General features: G+C 57.6%; 19 protein-coding genes, 2 tRNA genes and 3 rRNA genes. 11 read left to right on the plus strand and 13 right to left on the minus strand.

Annotated elements, in window-relative coordinates; genetic code table 11:
- Window positions 1-21 precede the first annotated feature (21 nt).
- Window positions 22-924 (plus strand): alpha/beta hydrolase, encoded by a 903-nt coding sequence (locus QOM08_RS19460; RefSeq protein ID WP_316912018.1) that lies wholly within the window; start codon window positions 22-24, stop codon window positions 922-924.
- On the opposite strand, the gene QOM08_RS19465 is transcribed toward QOM08_RS19460, so the two are convergent.
- Window positions 893-1,885, minus strand: coding sequence for a GlxA family transcriptional regulator (locus QOM08_RS19465; protein ID WP_316912019.1), 993 nt, complete (start codon window positions 1,883-1,885; stop codon window positions 893-895). The genes QOM08_RS19460 and QOM08_RS19465 overlap by 32 nt on opposite strands.
- Window positions 1,886-1,984: 99 nt before the next feature.
- Between QOM08_RS19465 and inhA the strand changes: the two genes are divergently transcribed.
- Window positions 1,985-2,671, plus strand: a complete 687-nt coding sequence (inhA, locus tag QOM08_RS19470; RefSeq protein WP_316912020.1) for an isonitrile hydratase — start codon at window positions 1,985-1,987, stop codon at window positions 2,669-2,671.
- Window positions 2,672-2,767: 96 nt separating this feature from the next.
- Here inhA and QOM08_RS19475 read toward each other — a convergent pair whose 3' ends face one another.
- Window positions 2,768-3,505, minus strand: a complete 738-nt coding sequence (locus tag QOM08_RS19475) for an SDR family oxidoreductase (protein ID WP_047230449.1) — start codon at window positions 3,503-3,505, stop codon at window positions 2,768-2,770.
- 202 nt (window positions 3,506-3,707) lie between these two features.
- On the opposite strand from QOM08_RS19475, the gene QOM08_RS19480 reads away from it, so the two are divergent.
- Together QOM08_RS19480 and QOM08_RS19485 are read left to right on the plus strand one after the other, a co-directional pair.
- The gene (locus QOM08_RS19480; RefSeq protein ID WP_076383875.1) at window positions 3,708-4,655 is read left to right on the plus strand and encodes an AraC family transcriptional regulator; all 948 of its coding nucleotides are present in this window, start codon (window positions 3,708-3,710) and stop codon (window positions 4,653-4,655) included.
- Between the two features lie 181 nt (window positions 4,656-4,836).
- Complete coding sequence (locus QOM08_RS19485) at window positions 4,837-5,121, plus strand: hypothetical protein (RefSeq protein WP_316912021.1); 285 nt, start codon at window positions 4,837-4,839, stop codon at window positions 5,119-5,121.
- 252 nt (window positions 5,122-5,373) lie between these two features.
- Here the strand turns inward: QOM08_RS19485 and QOM08_RS19490 are convergent, their stop codons facing one another.
- On the minus strand, window positions 5,374-5,832 hold the full coding sequence (locus QOM08_RS19490; RefSeq protein ID WP_316912022.1) for an SRPBCC family protein: 459 nt from the start codon (window positions 5,830-5,832) through the stop codon (window positions 5,374-5,376).
- A 123-nt stretch (window positions 5,833-5,955) separates the two neighbouring features.
- Between QOM08_RS19490 and QOM08_RS19495 the strand changes: the two genes are divergently transcribed.
- Window positions 5,956-6,357: a lysozyme inhibitor LprI family protein gene (locus QOM08_RS19495; protein ID WP_316912023.1), complete on the plus strand. Its 402-nt coding sequence runs from the start codon at window positions 5,956-5,958 to the stop codon at window positions 6,355-6,357.
- A 102-nt stretch (window positions 6,358-6,459) separates the two neighbouring features.
- On the opposite strand, the gene rrf is transcribed toward QOM08_RS19495, so the two are convergent.
- The 5 genes from rrf to QOM08_RS19520 all read right to left on the minus strand — a co-directional run bounded on the left by rrf (window position 6,460) and on the right by QOM08_RS19520 (window position 11,647).
- Window positions 6,460-6,575: ribosomal RNA gene (gene rrf / locus QOM08_RS19500) — 5S ribosomal RNA — on the minus strand.
- 150 nt (window positions 6,576-6,725) lie between these two features.
- Window positions 6,726-9,617: ribosomal RNA gene (locus QOM08_RS19505) — 23S ribosomal RNA — on the minus strand.
- A 248-nt stretch (window positions 9,618-9,865) separates the two neighbouring features.
- A tRNA-Ala gene (locus QOM08_RS19510) sits at window positions 9,866-9,941 on the minus strand.
- A gap of 27 nt (window positions 9,942-9,968) precedes the next feature.
- A tRNA-Ile gene (locus QOM08_RS19515) sits at window positions 9,969-10,045 on the minus strand.
- A gap of 65 nt (window positions 10,046-10,110) precedes the next feature.
- Window positions 10,111-11,647 (minus strand): 16S ribosomal RNA (locus tag QOM08_RS19520).
- Together the 16S, 23S and 5S rRNA genes with 2 tRNA genes alongside form the textbook arrangement of a ribosomal RNA operon.
- Window positions 11,648-12,319: 672 nt before the next feature.
- Here QOM08_RS19520 and rhtA point away from each other — a divergent pair.
- Window positions 12,320-13,207, plus strand: a complete 888-nt coding sequence (rhtA, locus tag QOM08_RS19525; protein ID WP_139049510.1) for a threonine/homoserine exporter RhtA — start codon at window positions 12,320-12,322, stop codon at window positions 13,205-13,207.
- A 166-nt stretch (window positions 13,208-13,373) separates the two neighbouring features.
- Window positions 13,374-13,655, plus strand: a complete 282-nt coding sequence (locus QOM08_RS19530) for a hypothetical protein (RefSeq protein ID WP_047228298.1) — start codon at window positions 13,374-13,376, stop codon at window positions 13,653-13,655.
- An 8-nt stretch (window positions 13,656-13,663) separates the two neighbouring features.
- On the opposite strand, the gene QOM08_RS19535 is transcribed toward QOM08_RS19530, so the two are convergent.
- A complete protein-coding gene (locus QOM08_RS19535) occupies window positions 13,664-14,233 on the minus strand; it encodes a TetR/AcrR family transcriptional regulator (RefSeq protein ID WP_188252071.1) in 570 nt (189 codons plus the stop codon).
- Between the two features lie 90 nt (window positions 14,234-14,323).
- Between QOM08_RS19535 and QOM08_RS19540 the strand changes: the two genes are divergently transcribed.
- Both QOM08_RS19540 and QOM08_RS19545 read left to right on the plus strand, forming a co-directional pair.
- The gene (locus QOM08_RS19540) at window positions 14,324-15,052 is read left to right on the plus strand and encodes an SDR family oxidoreductase (RefSeq protein ID WP_047228296.1); all 729 of its coding nucleotides are present in this window, start codon (window positions 14,324-14,326) and stop codon (window positions 15,050-15,052) included.
- Between the two features lie 36 nt (window positions 15,053-15,088).
- Complete coding sequence (locus tag QOM08_RS19545; protein WP_076383870.1) at window positions 15,089-15,679, plus strand: 2-hydroxychromene-2-carboxylate isomerase; 591 nt, start codon at window positions 15,089-15,091, stop codon at window positions 15,677-15,679.
- Between the two features lie 9 nt (window positions 15,680-15,688).
- Here the strand turns inward: QOM08_RS19545 and QOM08_RS19550 are convergent, their stop codons facing one another.
- The 4 genes from QOM08_RS19550 to QOM08_RS19565 all read right to left on the minus strand — a co-directional run bounded on the left by QOM08_RS19550 (window position 15,689) and on the right by QOM08_RS19565 (window position 19,071).
- Window positions 15,689-17,497, minus strand: coding sequence for an aminopeptidase P family protein (locus QOM08_RS19550; protein ID WP_139049506.1), 1,809 nt, complete (start codon window positions 17,495-17,497; stop codon window positions 15,689-15,691).
- 109 nt (window positions 17,498-17,606) lie between these two features.
- Window positions 17,607-18,221, minus strand: coding sequence for a LysE family translocator (locus QOM08_RS19555; RefSeq protein WP_047228293.1), 615 nt, complete (start codon window positions 18,219-18,221; stop codon window positions 17,607-17,609).
- Between the two features lie 101 nt (window positions 18,222-18,322).
- Window positions 18,323-18,589: a hypothetical protein gene (locus tag QOM08_RS19560; protein ID WP_047228292.1), complete on the minus strand. Its 267-nt coding sequence runs from the start codon at window positions 18,587-18,589 to the stop codon at window positions 18,323-18,325.
- Window positions 18,590-18,705: 116 nt separating this feature from the next.
- Window positions 18,706-19,071 (minus strand): antibiotic biosynthesis monooxygenase, encoded by a 366-nt coding sequence (locus QOM08_RS19565; protein ID WP_316912024.1) that lies wholly within the window; start codon window positions 19,069-19,071, stop codon window positions 18,706-18,708.
- Window positions 19,072-19,167: 96 nt separating this feature from the next.
- Between QOM08_RS19565 and soxR the strand changes: the two genes are divergently transcribed.
- Both soxR and QOM08_RS19575 read left to right on the plus strand, forming a co-directional pair.
- Window positions 19,168-19,620 carry a redox-sensitive transcriptional activator SoxR gene (gene soxR / locus QOM08_RS19570; RefSeq protein WP_139049505.1) on the plus strand — a complete coding sequence of 151 codons (453 nt, stop codon included), beginning with the start codon at window positions 19,168-19,170 and terminating at the stop codon, window positions 19,618-19,620.
- 105 nt (window positions 19,621-19,725) lie between these two features.
- Complete coding sequence (locus tag QOM08_RS19575; RefSeq protein ID WP_047228290.1) at window positions 19,726-20,187, plus strand: VOC family protein; 462 nt, start codon at window positions 19,726-19,728, stop codon at window positions 20,185-20,187.
- The last annotated feature ends 124 nt before the right edge of the window (window positions 20,188-20,311 follow it).

The raw sequence follows: 20,311 nt of genomic DNA on the forward strand, positions 1-20,311 counted from the left end.
CGAGCCGTGCAGGAGACCGACATGAACCAGGCGCCCAGAATCAACTTCGCGGTGACGCCTCTGCTGCGCATCGCCTACGAAGAGCACGGCCCCGCCAGCGGCGCCCCAGTGATCCTGCTGCACGGTTTCCCTTACGACCCCAGGGCCTTTGATGAAGTCGCACCGGCCCTGGCCCAGCGCGGCTATTGGGTCATCGTGCCGTACCTGCGCGGCTACGGCCCGACCTGGTTCAATAACCCGAGCATCCTGCGTTCCGGCCAGCAAGCGGCGCTGGCCCAGGATCTGCTGGACCTGATGCAGGCACTCGCCATCCCCCAAGCAGCGTTGTGCGGCTACGACTGGGGCGGGCGGGCCGCGTGCATCGTGGCGGCGCTGTGGCCCGAACGGGTTCGCTGCCTGGTGACCGGCGATGGTTATAACATGCAGGACATTCCCCGATCGACTCAGCCGCTGGACCCTGAGACCGAGCACAGATTGTGGTACCAGTATTACTTCCACAGCGCCCGGGGCGTCGAGGGCCTGACGCAGAACCGGCGCGAACTGTGCCAGTTGCTCTGGCGCCTGTGGTCACCGACCTGGACACGCGGCACAGCGCTGTATCCCCTCAGTGCCCCATCCTTCGACAACCCGGATTTCGTCGAGGTGGTGATTCATTCCTACCGCCATCGCTTCATGTACGCACCCGGCGACCCGACGCTGGAGTGGATGGAGGAACGACTGACCGCGCAACCGGCCATCAGCGTGCCGAGCATTTCCCTGTGCGGTGCCGACGACGGCGTTGGGCCTGCACCTGAGTTCGACGAAGACGCCGAACATTTCAGCGGTGTCTATGAGCGTCGAGTGCTCGCTGGTGTCGGCCACAACATTCCCCAGGAAGCCCCCCAGGCCACGCTCAGGGCATTGCTGGATCTGCTTGAAGGCTGACCGCGAAACGCTCGCGATACGCCTGGGGCGTCACGCCCATGGCCCGCAGGAAGCTGCGGCGCAGGGTTTCTTCGCTGCCAAAGCCGCATTGCACCGCGACCCGCTTGATCGGCAGCGCAGTGTCGGCCAGCAGCCGGCGCGCGGTCTCCACACGAATCAGCTCCACCGCCCGCGCCGGCGTCTGGCCGGTGTCGGCACGGTAGTGACGCACGAAACTGCGCTCGCTCATCCCCGCCTCTGCCGCCAGATTCGGCAAGCCCAGGTCCAGGGTGAGGTTTTCCGCGATCCAGGCGTGCAGATCGTCAAAACGACTGCCCTGATTCTGCAGTGACAAGGTCACGCTGAACTGCGATTGACCGCCTGGACGCTTGAGGAACACCACCAGTTGCCGGGCGACTTCCAGGGCGATGGCGCGACCCAAATCGTCCTCCACCAGGGCCAACGCCAGGTCGATGCCGGCCGTAACGCCCGCCGAAGTCCAGACCGGGCCGTCGTTGATAAAAATCGGGTTGGGTTCGACCCGCAGTTGCGGGTGCTGCCTGGCCAGTTGTTCGCAACGGGTCCAGTGCGTGACCACTCGGCGTCCGTCCAACCAACCGCTGGCGGCCAGCAGGAACGCCCCGGTGCACACCGACGCCACGCGCCGCGAGCGCAGGCCATGGTCCCTGACCCAGGCCACCAGCGCCGTGTCCTGCGCCGCCTCGTACACTCCCCAACCGCCGGCGATGAGCAATGTGTCGCTACCCTCGCTCGGCAGCGGCTCGGCCATAAGCGCGAGCCCCGCCGACGACATCACCGCCCCGCCACCGGCAGCTATCACGGTGGGTGCGTAAGGCAACGGCAAGCCTTGCTGGCGTGCCAGGTCGTTGGCCGAAGCAAAAACCTGCAAGGGCCCGGTGACATCCAGCACCTGCACGTTGGCGAAAGCCAGTACATGAACGGTTTTCGGTGGATTTGGCATATTGGCGTAATTCGTGGGCTTATTGGCGTATACGCCAGAGCCTACGAGCCTAAAGTTAAACCGTCCACCCCCTCAGGCATCACTTCAGGAGAAAGCGCCATGGCGTTGCAGATCGGTTTTCTGTTATTCCCCCAGGTTCAACAACTGGACCTCACCGGCCCTTATGACGTGCTCGCCTCGCTGCCAGACGTGAAGGTGCACCTGATCTGGAAAGACCTGGCCCCAGTCACCGCCAGCACCGGGTTGGTACTCCTACCGACCACCACGTTCGAGAAGTGCCCCAAGCTCGACGTGATCTGCATCCCAGGCGGCAGCGGCGTCGGGCCGTTGATGGAAGATGAGCAGACCTTGGCGTTCATCAAGCAACAGGCGGCCCACGCGCAGTACATCACCTCCGTGTGCACCGGTTCGCTGGTGCTTGGCGCGGCGGGTTTATTGCAGGGTAAACGGGCCACCACCCATTGGGCTTATCACAGTCTGCTGCAAACCTTGGGCGCCACACCGGTCAAGGACCGTGTGGTACGCGACGGCAACCTGCTCACCGGTGGTGGCATCACCGCCGGGATCGATTTTGCCTTGACCCTGGCGGCCGAACTGTTCGACCAGGACACCGCCGAGCTGGTCCAGCTACAGCTTGAATACGCCCCGGCCCCGCCGTTCACCGCCGGCGGCCCGGACACTGCACCGTCCCAAGTGTTGGCAGAAGCCAACCGACGTGCAGCAGAGTCGTTTCGAGTGCGGTCGCAGATTACTCAACGGGCAGCGGCGCGATTGGCACTGCAATAACGATTAACGCCAATCAGGCCCCCCAAAAAAAGTGGTGAGGGGTTTTATCCCCTCACCACACAAGACATGGAGAGTCTCCCGCCGCATCGATTCAATTCAGAATGGGCTGGCCGTCGGGCGCACCACCAGTTCGCTGACGTCCACATCGTCCGGCTGTTCAATGGCGTAGGCAATCGCCCGGGCAATCGCCTCGGCGGGAATGGCGATCCGGCGAAACTCGCGCATCTCGGCGCGCCCGCCTTCATCGGAAATGCTTTCGGCCAACTCCGACTCGGTTACGCCAGGGGAAATCACCGTCACCCGCACGTCACCACCGACCTCCTGGCGCAACCCCTCGGAAATCGCCCGCACGGCGAACTTGGTGGCGCAGTACACCGCCGCCGTCGGACTGACCGTGTAGGCACCAATGGAAGCAATGTTGATGAACTGGCCACTGCGCTGGCGTTGCATCAAAGGCAAACCAGCGGCGATGCCGTGGAGTACGCCGCGAATGTTGACGTCGATCATGCGATCCCACTCGTCAACTTTCAGCGCCTCGAGTTTGGAGAGCGGCATGACCCCGGCGTTGTTGACGATCACATCGACCTTGCCGAATCGCTCGACAGCGAAGTCGATCAGGCTCTGCACATCATCACGGCGCGTCACGTCCACAGCTTTGCAAGCAGCCTGCTGGCCGTCGGCTTCAAGTTCCTGCACCAGCGCCTGCAAGCGATCGACGCGTCGCGCACCCAGCACCACTCGTGCGCCCCGGGCGGCCAGCAAACGTGCGGCGGCTTCGCCAATACCGCTGCTGGCGCCGGTGATCACCACAACTTTGTTTTGAATAGCGGACATGATGGTTTCCTCGTCTGGATGTATGGCCCCCCGATGGGAGCGTTTTGACAGGTCCAGATTAGGGAGCAGATCCGTGTCTGGGTTAGCCGGATCCTCCTGCGCCCTTGCACGATCCTGTAGCGATAAAACCGCCTCTGGTCGCCGGGCGCACAATCGGCTTTACTAGCGCGGTCCACCCATTTGGCCAGGGAGATAGATCGGCATGTCGGTATCCACGTCCATACACGTAACGCCTGAGGACGGCGTCAACCAGCGCCGCACCGAACTGGCGGAACTGATGAAGCGCTTCGCCCCGGAATTCGGCGTTCATCCCACCGCCATCGAGACCTTGCACCTGATCCGTAGCGACCAGCCCACCGAAGCCCTGCACACGATCCACAAGCCCGGTTTGTGCGTGATCGTCCAGGGGCGCAAAGAGGTTCGGCTGGCGGATGAATGCTACGTCTATGATTCGCTCAACTACCTGGTGGTCTCGGTCACCCTGCCGCTGGCGGGTCAGGTGATCGAAGCCAGCCCCGAACGCCCCTACCTGTGCATTCGCCTGGATATCGACCCGGCGCAGATCTGCCGTCTGATCGCCGACGCAAGCCCCATTGGGGTACCGGCCCAACGGACCGATCGAGGACTATTCCTGGACCGCATCGACGCGCCGCTGCTCGATGCGGTGTTGCGTTTGCTGCGGCTGCTGGAGAGTCCGGACGATATCGCCACGCTCGCGCCCTTGGCCCAACAGGAAATTTTCTACCGCCTGCTACGGGGTGCCCAGGGCCAGCGCTTGCACGAAATTGCCATCCCCGACACGCAAACCCACCGTATCAGTCGCGCAATCGAGTGGCTCAACAACCATTATGCCGAGCCGCTGAGCATCGATAGCCTGGCACAAATGATCAATCTCAGCCCTTCGGCATTGCACCATCGCTTCAAAGCCGTGACCGCCATGAGCCCGCTGCAATACCAGAAACAGCTGCGCCTGCAGGAAGCCCGACGGCTGCTGCTGGCGGAGAACAGCGACGTTTCGTCAATCGGCTACAAAATGGGCTATGAAAGCCCCTCGCAGTTCAGCCGCGAATACAGCCGTCTATTCGGGGCCTCGCCGAGCAAGGACATCGCCCGGCTACGTGCCGAGGCCTTGCAGATGAGTCGCGCCTGATCCTGCACACAAACAGGATCAGGCAAACCAAGGGCAGTATCCGTCTAACGGCGTCCCCCTCCTCGCCCCTACTCTGAACCCATGCAGCAAGACTACCGTCCGGGCTGCAACGGGTTCAGCAGATCGCGACATCTGAACGACCCGGCACTCAACCCCTTTTGATATGACCGGAGTCATCGCCATGAAAACTTTCAGTTCCTTGATCGCCGTTACCACTTTCGTCCTGAGCGTCAGTGCCTTTGCCCTGCCCAGCCAGCAGCAGGACCGTTTCTTTACGCAAACGCTCGGATGTCAGCAGCCTGTGGCCGCTGATGGTTCGGACCGCACGCCTGGGCAGAGTCTTGCCGCTGATGGTTCGGACCGCACACCTGGGCAGGCACTTGCCGCTGATGGTTCCGACCGCACACCTGGGCAGGCACTTGCCGCTGATGGTTCCGACCGTACCATGGCGCGACGCCTGGCTTGATAGGTCGGCTTTTCTGCAGACGAAAAAAAACCCGCCGAGGCGGGTTTTTCCAAGACCATCACGACTCCCTGTCGTTAGCCATCCTTGCAAGGTCGATCGTCCCTGATCCTGAAGCACTCCCTGTGCTTCAGTGGTTGAGTACAGATTACGCATCGGATCCAAAGCGCAACAGACGATATAGCAACCATGGCGTGTAAGACATTCGCTATAGCAGCCCTTCCGTAAACCCTTAGAGTGCTCAAACACTGAGGATCAGGCCTTGGCCAGGAATGCTTCGATATTAGCCATCTGCTCGTCCCAACCACGGCTGTCCATACGAAAAGCCTTAAGCCGACGCGCCTCCGGGATATCGTTAAAGCCCGACTCCACCACTTTGAGCAAGGTGCCGCCATCCATGTCTTCAAGTTCGAACTGAACCCTCGTTTCGGGTTCCTGAGAGTAGTCCACCTGCGGTTCAATGGCGTACGGATGCCAGCGAAACGAAAAAACCCGCTCCGGCTCGACCCGCTCTACCGCAACGTCCCAAATAAGGTGTTCATAACCAGGATAGGTGATCTGCCCCTGGGTACGCTCGCCCGCGACAAATCGTCTGCCCTCAAGCGCGACGCCGAACCATTGACCGAAGGCTTCGGCATTGGCCAAGGCCCGCCAGACCTGAGAGCGCGGCGCCTTGAGCAGAATTTTTCTTTCGATGCGATCAGATGAATGCATGAGTCACCTCCTGTGTTCAACACTAGGCCTGTAAGACCACGAGGCCAACCAGAAAGTTGTATCGACCCAGCGTTTGGGTACACTCCTTCGGCATTTAGAAATCCCATCAAGGAGAGATCGACCATGTTCCCACGCTTGTTTCTGGGCCTGACGCCGCTGCTTTTTATCAGTATTGTCCAAGCCGATGACTGCGCCAATGCTAGCACCCAGGGAGCAATGAACCAGTGCGCAGCCCAAGAGAACAAAGCCGCTGACGACGAGCTGAACAGTCTGTACAAGCAGATCACTGCACGCCTTAAAGATGACCCGCAGGCCAAGCAGCTACTGGTCAAGGCACAGCGGGCCTGGATCAGCTTCCGTGACGCCGAATGCAATTTTTCTGCCTCCGGAGTCGAAGGGGGTAGCGTCTATCCGCTGGTCCACAGCAATTGCACCACAGCCGTAACCAAGGCCCGGGTCGAGACGCTCAAGACCTACCTCAAGTGCGAAGAAGGTGATCTGAGCTGCCCGGTCCCAGGGGCTTAATCATTGATGCAAAAAAAGGATGACCTCTTCAAGTCATCCTTTTTTTTCGGCACAAAAACAAAACCCCTACCTGCATCAGCAGATAGGGGTTTCGGAATTTAATCTTGACGATGACCTACTCTCACATGGGGAAACCCCACACTACCATCGGCGATGCATCGTTTCACTACTGAGTTCGGGATGGGATCAGGTGGTTCCAATGCTCTATGGTCGTCAAGAAATTCGGTAGCCAGCGCGTGCCTTGCGGTCACGTTCCAGCAAATGGGTATGCGATAGATTTGTGTGTTGTGCGAACTTTCGGTTCATAGCGTCTTCACACACCGCAATCTGGTGCCCTGTATCGGGTCAGCAAATTGCTTGGGTGTTATATGGTCAAGCCTCACGGGCAATTAGTATGGGTTAGCTCAACGCCTCACAGCGCTTACACACCCCACCTATCAACGTCGTAGTCTTCGACGGCCCTTCAGGGGACTCAAGGTCCCAGTGAGATCTCATCTTGAGGCAAGTTTCCCGCTTAGATGCTTTCAGCGGTTATCTTTTCCGAACATAGCTACCCGGCAATGCCACTGGCGTGACAACCGGAACACCAGAGGTTCGTCCACTCCGGTCCTCTCGTACTAGGAGCAGCCCCTCTCAAATCTCAAACGTCCACGGCAGATAGGGACCGAACTGTCTCACGACGTTCTAAACCCAGCTCGCGTACCACTTTAAATGGCGAACAGCCATACCCTTGGGACCGGCTTCAGCCCCAGGATGTGATGAGCCGACATCGAGGTGCCAAACACCGCCGTCGATATGAACTCTTGGGCGGTATCAGCCTGTTATCCCCGGAGTACCTTTTATCCGTTGAGCGATGGCCCTTCCATACAGAACCACCGGATCACTAAGACCTACTTTCGTACCTGCTCGACGTGTCTGTCTCGCAGTCAAGCGCGCTTTTGCCTTTATACTCTACGACCGATTTCCGACCGGTCTGAGCGCACCTTCGTACTCCTCCGTTACTCTTTAGGAGGAGACCGCCCCAGTCAAACTACCCACCATACACTGTCCTCGATCCGGATAACGGACCTGAGTTAGAACCTCAAAGTTGCCAGGGTGGTATTTCAAGGATGGCTCCACGCGAACTGGCGTCCACGCTTCAAAGCCTCCCACCTATCCTACACAAGCAAATTCAAAGTCCAGTGCAAAGCTATAGTAAAGGTTCACGGGGTCTTTCCGTCTAGCCGCGGATACACTGCATCTTCACAGCGATTTCAATTTCACTGAGTCTCGGGTGGAGACAGCGCCGCCATCGTTACGCCATTCGTGCAGGTCGGAACTTACCCGACAAGGAATTTCGCTACCTTAGGACCGTTATAGTTACGGCCGCCGTTTACCGGGGCTTCGATCAAGAGCTTCGCGTTAGCTAACCCCATCAATTAACCTTCCGGCACCGGGCAGGCGTCACACCCTATACGTCCACTTTCGTGTTTGCAGAGTGCTGTGTTTTTAATAAACAGTCGCAGCGGCCTGGTATCTTCGACCGGCGTGGGCTTACGCAGCAAGTGCTTCACCCTCACCGGCGCACCTTCTCCCGAAGTTACGGTGCCATTTTGCCTAGTTCCTTCACCCGAGTTCTCTCAAGCGCCTTGGTATTCTCTACCCAACCACCTGTGTCGGTTTGGGGTACGGTTCCTGGTTACCTGAAGCTTAGAAGCTTTTCTTGGAAGCATGGCATCAACCACTTCGTCACCCAAAGGGTAACTCGTCATCAGCTCTCGGCCTTAAGATCCCGGATTTACCTAAGATCTCAGCCTACCACCTTAAACTTGGACAACCAACGCCAAGCTGGCCTAGCCTTCTCCGTCCCTCCATCGCAATAACCAGAAGTACAGGAATATTAACCTGTTTTCCATCGACTACGCTTTTCAGCCTCGCCTTAGGGACCGACTAACCCTGCGTCGATTAACGTTGCGCAGGAAACCTTGGTCTTTCGGCGTGGGTGTTTTTCACACCCATTGTCGTTACTCATGTCAGCATTCGCACTTCTGATACCTCCAGCAAGCTTCTCAACTCACCTTCACAGGCTTACAGAACGCTCCTCTACCGCATCACCTAAGTGATACCCGTAGCTTCGGTGTATGGTTTGAGCCCCGTTACATCTTCCGCGCAGGCCGACTCGACTAGTGAGCTATTACGCTTTCTTTAAAGGGTGGCTGCTTCTAAGCCAACCTCCTAGCTGTCTAAGCCTTCCCACATCGTTTCCCACTTAACCATAACTTTGGGACCTTAGCTGACGGTCTGGGTTGTTTCCCTTTTCACGACGGACGTTAGCACCCGCCGTGTGTCTCCCATGCTCGGCACTTGTAGGTATTCGGAGTTTGCATCGGTTTGGTAAGTCGGGATGACCCCCTAGCCGAAACAGTGCTCTACCCCCTACAGTGATACATGAGGCGCTACCTAAATAGCTTTCGAGGAGAACCAGCTATCTCCGAGCTTGATTAGCCTTTCACTCCGATCCACAGGTCATCCGCTAACTTTTCAACGGTAGTCGGTTCGGTCCTCCAGTCAGTGTTACCTAACCTTCAACCTGCCCATGGATAGATCGCCCGGTTTCGGGTCTATTCCCAGCGACTAGACGCCCTATTAAGACTCGCTTTCGCTACGCCTCCCCTATTCGGTTAAGCTCGCCACTGAAAATAAGTCGCTGACCCATTATACAAAAGGTACGCAGTCACCCAACAAAGTGGGCTCCCACTGCTTGTACGCATACGGTTTCAGGATCTATTTCACTCCCCTCTCCGGGGTTCTTTTCGCCTTTCCCTCACGGTACTAGTTCACTATCGGTCAGTCAGTAGTATTTAGCCTTGGAGGATGGTCCCCCCATATTCAGACAAAGTTTCTCGTGCTCCGTCCTACTCGATTTCATGACTAAGAGATTTTCGCGTACAGGGCTATCACCCACTATGGCCGCACTTTCCAGAGCGTTCCGCTAATCTCAAAGCCACTTAAGGGCTAGTCCCCGTTCGCTCGCCACTACTAAGGGAATCTCGGTTGATTTCTTTTCCTCAGGGTACTTAGATGTTTCAGTTCCCCTGGTTCGCCTCTTGCACCTATGTATTCAGTACAAGATAACCATCTTATGATGGCTGGGTTCCCCCATTCAGACATCTCCGGATCAAAGTCTGTTTGCCGACTCCCCGAAGCTTTTCGCAGGCTACCACGTCTTTCATCGCCTCTGACTGCCAAGGCATCCACCGTATGCGCTTCTTCACTTGACCATATAACCCCAAGCAATCTGGTTATACTGTGAAGACGACATTCGCCGAAAATTCGCATGCTCTAAGAGCAACTCACAAATTTTACCTTAGCCTGATCCGTTACCAGTGAAAGTAACGTTCAGTCTATCTTTCTATCACATACCCAAATTTTTAAAGAACGATCTAATCAAAAGACTAGAAATCAACATTCAGCACCGTCTTGGTGGAATGCTCATTTCTAAGCTTTAAACGTTGGTGCCAATCTGTAATGGTGGAGCCAAGCGGGATCGAACCGCTGACCTCCTGCGTGCAAGGCAGGCGCTCTCCCAGCTGAGCTATGGCCCCGTATTTCTACAGGGAACACCATGAAATTGGTGGGTCTGGGCAGATTCGAACTGCCGACCTCACCCTTATCAGGGGTGCGCTCTAACCAACTGAGCTACAGACCCAATCGTCTTCTTCAATGAATCAAGCAATTCGTGTGGGAGCTCATGAAGCAGCTGCGGTCGTCGATTAAGGAGGTGATCCAGCCGCAGGTTCCCCTACGGCTACCTTGTTACGACTTCACCCCAGTCATGAATCACACCGTGGTAACCGTCCCCCCGAAGGTTAGACTAGCTACTTCTGGTGCAACCCACTCCCATGGTGTGACGGGCGGTGTGTACAAGGCCCGGGAACGTATTCACCGCGACATTCTGATTCGCGATTACTAGCGATTCCGACTTCACGCAGTCGAGTTGCAGACTGCGATCCGGACTACGATCGGTTTTGTGGGATTAGCTCCACCTCGCGGCTTGGCAACCCTCTGTACCGACCATTGTAGCACGTGTGTAGCCCAGGCCGTAAGGGCCATGATGACTTGACGTCATCCCCACCTTCCTCCGGTTTGTCACCGGCAGTCTCCTTAGAGTGCCCACCATGACGTGCTGGTAACTAAGGACAAGGGTTGCGCTCGTTACGGGACTTAACCCAACATCTCACGACACGAGCTGACGACAGCCATGCAGCACCTGTCTCAATGTTCCCGAAGGCACCAATCCATCTCTGGAAAGTTCATTGGATGTCAAGGCCTGGTAAGGTTCTTCGCGTTGCTTCGAATTAAACCACATGCTCCACCGCTTGTGCGGGCCCCCGTCAATTCATTTGAGTTTTAACCTTGCGGCCGTACTCCCCAGGCGGTCAACTTAATGCGTTAGCTGCGCCACTAAGAGCTCAAGGCTCCCAACGGCTAGTTGACATCGTTTACGGCGTGGACTACCAGGGTATCTAATCCTGTTTGCTCCCCACGCTTTCGCACCTCAGTGTCAGTATCAGTCCAGGTGGTCGCCTTCGCCACTGGTGTTCCTTCCTATATCTACGCATTTCACCGCTACACAGGAAATTCCACCACCCTCTACCATACTCTAGCTCGACAGTTTTGAATGCAGTTCCCAGGTTGAGCCCGGGGATTTCACATCCAACTTAACGAACCACCTACGCGCGCTTTACGCCCAGTAATTCCGATTAACGCTTGCACCCTCTGTATTACCGCGGCTGCTGGCACAGAGTTAGCCGGTGCTTATTCTGTCGGTAACGTCAAAACACTAACGTATTAGGTTAATGCCCTTCCTCCCAACTTAAAGTGCTTTACAATCCGAAGACCTTCTTCACACACGCGGCATGGCTGGATCAGGCTTTCGCCCATTGTCCAATATTCCCCACTGCTGCCTCCCGTAGGAGTCTGGACCGTGTCTCAGTTCCAGTGTGACTGATCATCCTCTCAGACCAGTTACGGATCGTCGCCTTGGTGAGCCATTACCTCACCAACTAGCTAATCCGACCTAGGCTCATCTGATAGCGCAAGGCCCGAAGGTCCCCTGCTTTCTCCCGTAGGACGTATGCGGTATTAGCGTCCGTTTCCGAGCGTTATCCCCCACTACCAGGCAGATTCCTAGGCTTTACTCACCCGTCCGCCGCTCTCAAGAGGTGCAAGCACCTCTCTACCGCTCGACTTGCATGTGTTAGGCCTGCCGCCAGCGTTCAATCTGAGCCATGATCAAACTCTTCAGTTCAAACATCTTTGGGTTTTGAGAAAACCCTAAACTTGGCTCAGCAATCGTTGGTTACATCTTTGATTTCTCGCGGAGTAACTTGTGATGCTGATAATCTGTTGACTAGCAGTCTGACTCCACAAGCACCCACACGAATTGCTTGATTCAGTTGTTAAAGAGCGGTGGGTTGAGCCTTTCGTCTCAACCGAGGCGCGCATTCTACAGCGCCCCGTGTATCTGTCAAGCGGTTATTTTAAGAAGTTTTCAAAGTTTCCTCTGCAACTTCAACCACTTGCGCTTCCGATCTCTCGTTAGCGGGAGGCGAATTCTACAGCGTTACTCGCTGCTGTCAACACCTCTTTTTGACCGCTTTCGATCGAGAAGATCGAACCGTTAACGGAGCCAGAAAAACCGCCCCACTAACTGCTTCCCAAGCTTCGATGACCTGAAGCCCTGCGCTGCCGAAAATCGTTTAACTCATTGAAACTCAAGGAGTTTTCCGTTTCGACTGCGCCGGAAGTGGGGCGAATTATAGACTTCCAGAATTTGCCGTCAACCCTTAATTTGATTTTTCTATCCAGCCAGAAGCACCTCGCTGAAATCCTCCTTATATATAGACGGAATCGCTGCGATTGCGCAGTATATTGCGCAAACCAGCCTTCCCCCCGCTTTTATCTTGGACGACGCTTAGCAATGACTCTCCCACATCGCAGCCTGGCAACCACTCTTTACCCGGTCGCCCTTCTATTGATTGCCATGGCATCCATCCAGTCGGGAGCTTCACTTGCCAAAAGCATGTTCCCGGTTGTGGGCGCACAAGGCACCACGACGCTGCGGCTTATCTTTGCCAGCCTCATCATGCTGTTGTTGCTGCGGCCATGGCGCGCCAAACTCTCAGCTCAATCCCTGCGCACCGTGATCGTTTACGGAATGGCGTTGGGCGGCATGAACTTTCTTTTCTATATGTCGCTGCAAACGGTTCCGCTGGGAATTGCCGTGGCACTGGAATTTACCGGCCCTCTGGCGGTTGCCATTTACGCTTCGCGGCGAGCCATCGATTTTCTCTGGATTGCCCTGGCGATCACCGGCCTGCTTCTATTGATACCCACTGGAGCCACCAGCAGCGGTATCGATCTGGTCGGTGCCGGTTATGCCCTGGGTGCGGGATTCTGCTGGGCACTGTACATCCTGTTTGGCCAGAAGGCCGGCGCGGACAACGGCGTGCAAACCGCCGCACTGGGGGTCATGATCGCGGCCCTCTTCGTCGCGCCTATCGGTATCGTCCACGCAGGGACCGCATTACTGACGCCGAGCCTGATTCCGATCGCCATTGGCGTCGCCATTCTGTCCACTGCCCTGCCCTACACGCTGGAGATGATCTCCCTCACACGAATGCCAGCCCGTACTTTCGGCACACTCATGAGCATAGAACCTGCCTTCGGTGCACTGTCAGGACTGGTGTTTCTTCAGGAGTACTTATCCCTGGCTCAGTGGGCCGCCATTGGCTGCATCATCCTGGCGTCAGTCGGAGCAACGCTGACGATGGGTAGCGCCGCGAAGCCCGCCATCGCAGTTGATTGACGCCGGATTTAACGAAGCTCTGGTATTTACCGCACATTTAGGCCATGTTTAGCCCGTAACCTAATGTCAGACATGGAATTTTCATACAGGACGTCACGAACGCTTAAAGCAAAAGCGAACACAATCGCACGCAGACATAAGATCCGCGGCGGTGATAAGGACGGGAATGAAACGAATTTTGATATTGATCGTTGTGCTTGCAATTGCGGGCTGCGCAGCGACAACAAAGACTGAAGTCAAACGCGGTAAAAAGGGTTTGCACATCAACTGCTCCGGCTTGTCCTCGTCCTGGGAACAATGCGCCGCCAGCGCCGCCAATTCCTGCGCCCCCAAAGGTTACAGGGTGATCGCAAAGTCGGGCGACGCCGTCGAGGAGCCGGGGGATTATCCTTTCGGACTCAACCCCGCCGGCTATACCAGTCGCAGCATGATCGTCATCTGTAAATAGGCAGCGGATCAGTCGGGTCGCTGCTGGGCTATTCGACGACTGATCTCATCATGACTGGACTTGAGGACATCACGCTGGACCCCTGGCGTGGCCAGCATGCGGGCGACAACCAACGCGCCCACGCATTGCGACAGAATGGCCCAGGCCAGGCTTTCGCTTCCCAATATCCGCGCCCAGCTTTCATGCAAACGACAGATCCACGTTTGCGCCGCCTCTCTCACCTGCACGTCGGACCGCGCGATCTCAGCGCCCAGCACCGGCAGCGCACACCCCGCCTCCGGCTGTTCGACGTGGCTCATGCTCAGGTACTGCTTGAGACATCGCTCCAGTTTTTGTGAGTCCAGAACATTCTCACCGCTCAAGCGCTCCAGGCTTTGCGCCAACTCTCGCTCGACGATCGCCTTGAAAAGCTCATCCTTGGATGAGAAGTGACTGTAGAACGCCCCGCCGCTCAAACCGATCGCCTTCATCAGGCCATCGACACCGACAGTGGAAAACCCCGATTTCTTGGCGGACATGGCACTGCTGGCGAGCAGTTTCTCTCGGGTCTCCAATTTGTGATTGGCTGAATAACGCATATATCTGGCCTCTGATTGCCCACCTTGACGCTTGCCGGATCTTAGCATAACGTCCGTTTAGCTAACGATCGTTTACCAATGAGGCTAATCATGAATAACAAGAAGGTCGTACTGGTTGTTGGCGCAGGCGATGCCACCGGAGGCGCAATAGCCAAACGTTTTGCGCAGGAAGGTTTCGTGGCCTGTGTTACCCGCCGCAGCGCTGACAAACTCGCGCCATTGGTCGATTCAATTCGGGCTCAGGGCGGTGATGCGCATGGTTTTGCCTGTGACGCGCGCAAGGAAGACGAGGTGGTCGCGCTGATCGAGCAAATCGAAAGCCAGATCGGTCCGATTGAAGCCTTTGTATTCAACATCGGCGCCAACGTGCCCTGCAGCATCCTTGAAGAGACCGCGCGCAAATATTTCAAGATTTGGGAGATGGCCTGTTTTTCCGGTTTCCTCAATGCTCGGGAAGTGGCCAAACGCATGGCCTCGCGCCAGCGCGGGACGATTCTGTTCACCGGCGCCACAGCAGGACTGCGCGGGGCTTCAGGGTTCGCCGCCTTCGCAGGGGCCAAACATGGCATACGCGCATTGGCCCAAAGCATGGCCCGTGAACTGGGGCCGATGAATATTCATGTGGCCCATGTGGTGGTGGATGGCGCCATCGACACCGACTTCATCCGCGATAACTTTCCGGAAAAATATGCAACCAAGGATGCGGACGGCATTCTCAACCCCGAACACATCGCCGACAACTATTGGTATCTGCACGCCCAACCCCGCGACGCCTGGACCTTCGAGCTGGACCTGCGGCCCTGGAGCGAACGCTGGTAAACCGCCCCCCCTCACAATAACAAGAGCGCAGATACCATGAGCAAATCCGTGGAGTTTTTCTTCGACCTCGGCAGCCCGACCACCTACCTGGCCTATACCCAGCTACCGACCCTGTGCGCGCAAACCAACAGTCAGTTGATCTACCGTCCGATGCTGCTTGGTGGCGTCTTCAAAGCGACCGGCAATGCGTCACCGGTTACCGTGCCGGCCAAGGGGCCTTATCTATTCAAGGATTTGAATCGCTTCGCCAACCGCTACGGCGTTGACTTCAAGCTCAATCCGCACTTCCCGATCAATACGCTGTTACTGATGCGCGCCGTGACCGGCATGCAACTGCACCATCCCGAACGATTCGAGGCCTTCATCGATTGCCTGTTTCGCGCCCTGTGGGTGGACGGCCGCAACCTCAACGACCCGGCAACAGTCGCGGAGGTTTTGAACCAAGGCCATTTTGATCCCGATCATGTGCTGGCCCTGACGAGCAACGAGCAGGTCAAGGAAGCACTCAAGATCACCACCGAAGAAGCGATTAAACGGGGCGTGTTCGGCGCCCCGAGCATGTTCGTCGGCGACGAGCTGTTCTTCGGCCAGGATCGGCTGGACTTCGTCCGTGAAGCCCTGGGCTGATGCCTTACGTCAGATCGCCTGCGTCCGGGTGTTCAGCCATTGCAGCGCGTCGCCTTCCAGCAACGGGCTCAATCGACGCTGAACCTCGGCATGGTAGGCGTTGAACCAGTCTTTTTCGTCCTGGGTCAGCAAGGACGGCTCCAGGCAACGCGTGTCGATCGGGCACAGGGTCAGGGTTTCGAACTCGAGGAAGTCGCCGAACTCGCTGCTCCCCGCCTCGCGATTCAACACCAGGTTCTCGATGCGTACCCCCCAACGGCCCGGACGATAAGTGCCCGGTTCGATAGAGGTGATCATGCCCGCCTGCATCGCTGTTTGCGGCGCGGCGGCGGCCTGATAGGCAATCACCTGCGGGCCTTCATGAACGTTGAGAAAGTAACCGACGCCGTGGCCAGTGCCATGACCGTAGTCCACCTGCTCGGCCCAGATCGGCGCGCGAGCGATGGCGTCCAGCAAGGGCGACAGAATGCCCCGTGGAAATTTGGCGCGAGACAAGGCAATCACGCCCTTGAGCACGCGAGTGCAATCCCGCTTCTGCTCCACGGTAGGCGTTCCGACTGGCACCATACGGGTGATATCGGTGGTACCACCCAGGTATTGGCCGCCAGAATCGATCAGCAGCAAGCCATCGCCCTCGATGACCGCGTGGGCTTGCTCCGTGGCGTGGTAATGGGGCATCGCGCCGTTGGCGTTGAACGCGGCAATTGTATTGAAGCTCAGTGAGACAAATTCCGGCCGGCGTGTACGGGCGGCGGTCAGGTGCTCATCGATGGTCAGTTCGGTAATGCGCTCGCGACCCCAGGCGCTTTCCAGCCAGGCAAAGAACTCGCAAAGCGCCGCACCGTCCTGCTCCATGGCCCGACGAATGTGCTCGGCGTCGGCCAGGCTTTTGCGAGACTTGGCCAGCGTCGTAGGGTTGAGTCCCTCGACCAGCTTCACGCCACTGTCCAGATTATCCAGCAAACCGACCGTGACCCGCGCCGGATCGATCTGCAGGCTCGCGCCACTGGGCACTTCCCGCAATGCGGCCGCCGCTTCGCTGTAATCACGCAGGGTCACGCCGTCCTGTTCAAGAACGGCACGCAGCGACGCATCGACCTTATCCAGGGCCACGAACAGCGTTGCCTGTTGCTGGCTGATCAAGGCAAAGGAAACGAATACCGGGTTGAACGACACATCCGCACCGCGCAAGTTGAACAGCCAGGCGATGTCATCCAGCGTGGCGATGAAATGCCACTGGGCACCGCGCTCCTTGAGGGTTTCCCGCAGCTTGGCGAGTTTCTCGACCCGGCTGACGGTCGCCTGCGGCGGCAGATGGGCATAAACCGGTTGGCTCGGCAAGCTTGGGCGGTCGCTCCAGGCCTCCTTGAGCAGATCCATGTCGGTGCGCAACCGCGCCCCGCGGGCCTCAAGCTTGTCGCTCAGGGTCCGGGCCGAGGCCACAGCCATGACCGCGCCATCAACCGCCACCGCTGCGCCTTCAGGCGTCTGTTCGGCCAGCCAATCCAGCGGGCCAGCCTGACCGGGAATGAGCTTGACCAGTTCAATACCGCTGCCTTCAAGCTCCTTGGTGGCCTGCTCCCAATAACGGCTGTCCGCCCAGACGCCCGCGAAGTCCGCCGTGACGATCAGAGTCCCAACCGAGCCATGAAACCCCGACAGCCATTGCCGTCCTTGCCAATAGCCCGGCAGGTATTCCGACAGATGCGGGTCGGCCGATGGCACCAGCAATGCGTGAATGCCTTCGCGATTCATCAATTGGCGGATTCGGGCCAGGCGCTGGGGAACCAGTCCATGGGTCAAAGGCTCGGTACTCATCGTTTCTCCTGCTCGTAAAATAGTGTTGTTCGCTTGCACCAAGGGCTCTGGATATCAACCACAGCGACTGATCAGCGAGCTTAACAGGCATCCGCCTCAAGCTCAGCCCTTAGCCGATGCTTTCGAGCAGCAACGGATACAACGAGGCGACCAACAACAGCGCCATCCCCCAGTTGAACAGGCGCAGCCAGCGACGATCACGCAAAAGATTGCGTAACAGACTGCCGCACACCACCCACAGGCTTACGCTCGGCAGGTTGATCAGGGCAAACACCGCGGCGATAACCACCACATTGAAGAAATAACCTTGAAGCGGCGTGTAGGTGCTGATGGCGCCGATGGCCATGATCCAGGCCTTGGGATTGACCCACTGAAACGCCGCCGCGCCCCAATAGCTGATGGGCGTGCTGTCCCCTGGCCGGTTTTCAGAGACCGGCCCGGAGTGGGCGATTTTCCACGCCAGGTACAACAGGTAGGTCGCACCCACGTAGCGCAGTACGGTGTAGAGCAGAGGGTAGGTCTGGAACACCGCGCCCAGGCCAAGCCCCACCGCCAGCACCAGGGAAAAGAAGCCGCAGGTGATGCCCAGCATGTGAGGAATCGTGCGGTTGAAACCGAAATTGACGCCCGAGGCCAGCAACATGGTGTTGTTGGGACCGGGGGTGATCGAGGTCACCAGGGCAAACAGGGCGAAGCCCAGCAACAGGTCAAGCGAAAGGGTCATGGCAGGCATATCCAATGGGACGGTCAGTCAAGTCATGACCCTACCCCACGTCCTGAGCCAAACCCATGGACAGTTAGGCAAAACTTCGAGCAGTACAGTCCTCAGCTCGGCCGCCCAGACCGCTTCATGGCTCGCTCGGCGCTCATTTGCCCCTGGTCGTCGAATCCCACGTTTTTCTGCGAAGGACCGAGCAACTCGGCTTTTTTCGCGTGATATTCCTCAAACGACAGGCCCCGGCGATTCAAGGCTTCAAGAGCCAGTTCACGGGTTTCTTCGGCGGTGTAGGGGCGCAACTCCGGCGACGAAGAGGCGCAGCCGCTCAACACAGTGGCCGTTAACAGCAGCAAAACAGCAAAAGTCCGATTCATGGCAGGTATCCAATGTTCTGAAGTGGGGCGATGAACAAAGGCTACCCGCCGCCTTCACGCGGCAGAAATCAACCCGTTTGATAGTGGGTATTGCTGGCTCGGATCGTCCGCTGCGCTTAACCGACCAACTGGCAATGCAGGGCGTTGTCGGCACTGAGTTCGATGTTGCGCAACACCTGGAACGAGCCGAATGTCACGGCCTTGGCCCTGTGGGCCTGGATCAGCCGCCAGAAATCCTGCTCACCACGCTCGAAACTCTGAAACGCCGCTTCGCCCGCCTCGCGGTTTTGCCAATGCAAATAGTTGAGAACCCGTCGTCCGTCCTCGCTGACCTGGATACTGGCACTCAGAAATCCTGCATGCCCCCGGGCCAGCCGCTCGGTCTGCTCTGACAGGGCCGTCACCAGCGCCTGTTGCCATTGAGGTTCGATGTCGAACTCCATCAACTGGGTAAAACTCTGATTGTTCCTTGGTGATTGCATGAAAGGTCCTCGCTGTACGTAGGGCGGATCTTGCGGTCCGATGGCGTGCAGGGTAAAACCTCTAGTTAACTCAAGGTCAAGCAGAGAATGCAGGCGATGACACAGATAAACGTCCACAAGGAACTCACCGTCGGCCAAGTGGCCGCCCGCAGTGGCGTGGCCGTGACTGCCCTGCACTTCTATGAATCCAAGGGGCTGATCAAAAGTAATCGTAACCAGGGCAACCAACGCCGCTATCCACGGGAAGTGTTGCGACGTGTGGCGCTGATCAAGGTCGCCCAAGGCCTGGGCATTCCGTTGGCCGAAATCGGCAGCGCCTTGAAAACCTTGCCCGACGACCGCGCCCCAACGGCGAACGACTGGAAGATCCTTTCAGCCCAGTGGAGCCGCGAGCTGGATCAGCGCATCAACCACTTGATGGCGCTGCGCGATCGACTCAACGGCTGCATCGGTTGCGGCTGCCTGTCGATGGAAGGTTGCCCGCTGCGTAACCAGGGCGATGTGTTGGGCAAGCGCGGGCCGGGAGCGCATCTGCTGGACGCGCCGTGAAACGTTCGTCGGGTCATGCGCCGCCCCCAAGTCGCTGTCCTATAGTGGATGGGCGCAAATCGGCGAGGCTCTCTTCGCCTCCCCATAACAACAAGGAGAAACGTCATGGGTGTCAAAGCCATTCCTGAAGGTTTCCATAGCATCACGCCCTACCTGGGCATTCAAAAAGCCGCTGAAGCCATCGAGTTCTACAAAAAAGCCTTCAATGCCACCGAGGTCATGCGCCTGGACATGCCGGACGGGGGCGTCGGTCATGCCGAGCTGCGGATTGGCGATTGCCCGATCATGCTCGGCACGCCTTGTGATCAAGGGCCGTTGCGTAACCCCGAACAATCGGTGCCGGTAGGCCTGCACCTCTATGTCGAAGATGTGGACAAAGCATTCGCCCAAGCGATTGCCGCTGGTGGCACGGTGATTTCCGAGGTCAAGGATCAGTTCTATGGTGATCGCAGCGGCACCTTGAAAGACCCCTTTGGGCATGTGTGGTTTCTGGCTACGCACAAGGAGGATCTGACTCAGGAACAGATTGAACAGCGGGCCAGGGAGATGTTTCAACAGCAGGGCTGACGGCCAACCTGCTCTTGTGGCAAGGGGCCCCATCCCCTTGCCGCAGTTTTTTTACATTTCCGCCCCGCCGATTTGCTGGAGCCAGGATGGGAAATACATCCGGTTCGCAAACGCGAAACATTTT

The sequence above is a fragment of the Pseudomonas sp. P105 genome, assembly GCF_032614175.1.
In the GTDB taxonomy this organism is placed as follows: Bacteria; Pseudomonadota; Gammaproteobacteria; order Pseudomonadales; family Pseudomonadaceae; genus Aquipseudomonas; species Aquipseudomonas rhizophila.

What these genes read in the sequence shown, in the direction of transcription:
- QOM08_RS19460 (WP_316912018.1), top strand. Translation starts at nt 22, where the DNA reads ATGAACCAGGCGCCCAGAATCAACTTCGCGGTGACGCCTCTGCTGCGC.
- QOM08_RS19465 (WP_316912019.1), bottom strand. Translation starts at nt 1,885, where the DNA reads ATGCCAAATCCACCGAAAACCGTTCATGTACTGGCTTTCGCCAACGTG.
- inhA (WP_316912020.1), top strand. Translation starts at nt 1,985, where the DNA reads ATGGCGTTGCAGATCGGTTTTCTGTTATTCCCCCAGGTTCAACAACTG.
- QOM08_RS19475 (WP_047230449.1), bottom strand. Translation starts at nt 3,505, where the DNA reads ATGTCCGCTATTCAAAACAAAGTTGTGGTGATCACCGGCGCCAGCAGC.
- QOM08_RS19480 (WP_076383875.1), top strand. Translation starts at nt 3,708, where the DNA reads ATGTCGGTATCCACGTCCATACACGTAACGCCTGAGGACGGCGTCAAC.
- QOM08_RS19485 (WP_316912021.1), top strand. Translation starts at nt 4,837, where the DNA reads ATGAAAACTTTCAGTTCCTTGATCGCCGTTACCACTTTCGTCCTGAGC.
- QOM08_RS19490 (WP_316912022.1), bottom strand. Translation starts at nt 5,832, where the DNA reads ATGCATTCATCTGATCGCATCGAAAGAAAAATTCTGCTCAAGGCGCCG.
- QOM08_RS19495 (WP_316912023.1), top strand. Translation starts at nt 5,956, where the DNA reads ATGTTCCCACGCTTGTTTCTGGGCCTGACGCCGCTGCTTTTTATCAGT.
- rhtA (WP_139049510.1), top strand. Translation starts at nt 12,320, where the DNA reads ATGACTCTCCCACATCGCAGCCTGGCAACCACTCTTTACCCGGTCGCC.
- QOM08_RS19530 (WP_047228298.1), top strand. Translation starts at nt 13,374, where the DNA reads ATGAAACGAATTTTGATATTGATCGTTGTGCTTGCAATTGCGGGCTGC.
- QOM08_RS19535 (WP_188252071.1), bottom strand. Translation starts at nt 14,233, where the DNA reads ATGCGTTATTCAGCCAATCACAAATTGGAGACCCGAGAGAAACTGCTC.
- QOM08_RS19540 (WP_047228296.1), top strand. Translation starts at nt 14,324, where the DNA reads ATGAATAACAAGAAGGTCGTACTGGTTGTTGGCGCAGGCGATGCCACC.
- QOM08_RS19545 (WP_076383870.1), top strand. Translation starts at nt 15,089, where the DNA reads ATGAGCAAATCCGTGGAGTTTTTCTTCGACCTCGGCAGCCCGACCACC.
- QOM08_RS19550 (WP_139049506.1), bottom strand. Translation starts at nt 17,497, where the DNA reads ATGAGTACCGAGCCTTTGACCCATGGACTGGTTCCCCAGCGCCTGGCC.
- QOM08_RS19555 (WP_047228293.1), bottom strand. Translation starts at nt 18,221, where the DNA reads ATGACCCTTTCGCTTGACCTGTTGCTGGGCTTCGCCCTGTTTGCCCTG.
- QOM08_RS19560 (WP_047228292.1), bottom strand. Translation starts at nt 18,589, where the DNA reads ATGAATCGGACTTTTGCTGTTTTGCTGCTGTTAACGGCCACTGTGTTG.
- QOM08_RS19565 (WP_316912024.1), bottom strand. Translation starts at nt 19,071, where the DNA reads ATGCAATCACCAAGGAACAATCAGAGTTTTACCCAGTTGATGGAGTTC.
- soxR (WP_139049505.1), top strand. Translation starts at nt 19,168, where the DNA reads ATGACACAGATAAACGTCCACAAGGAACTCACCGTCGGCCAAGTGGCC.
- QOM08_RS19575 (WP_047228290.1), top strand. Translation starts at nt 19,726, where the DNA reads ATGGGTGTCAAAGCCATTCCTGAAGGTTTCCATAGCATCACGCCCTAC.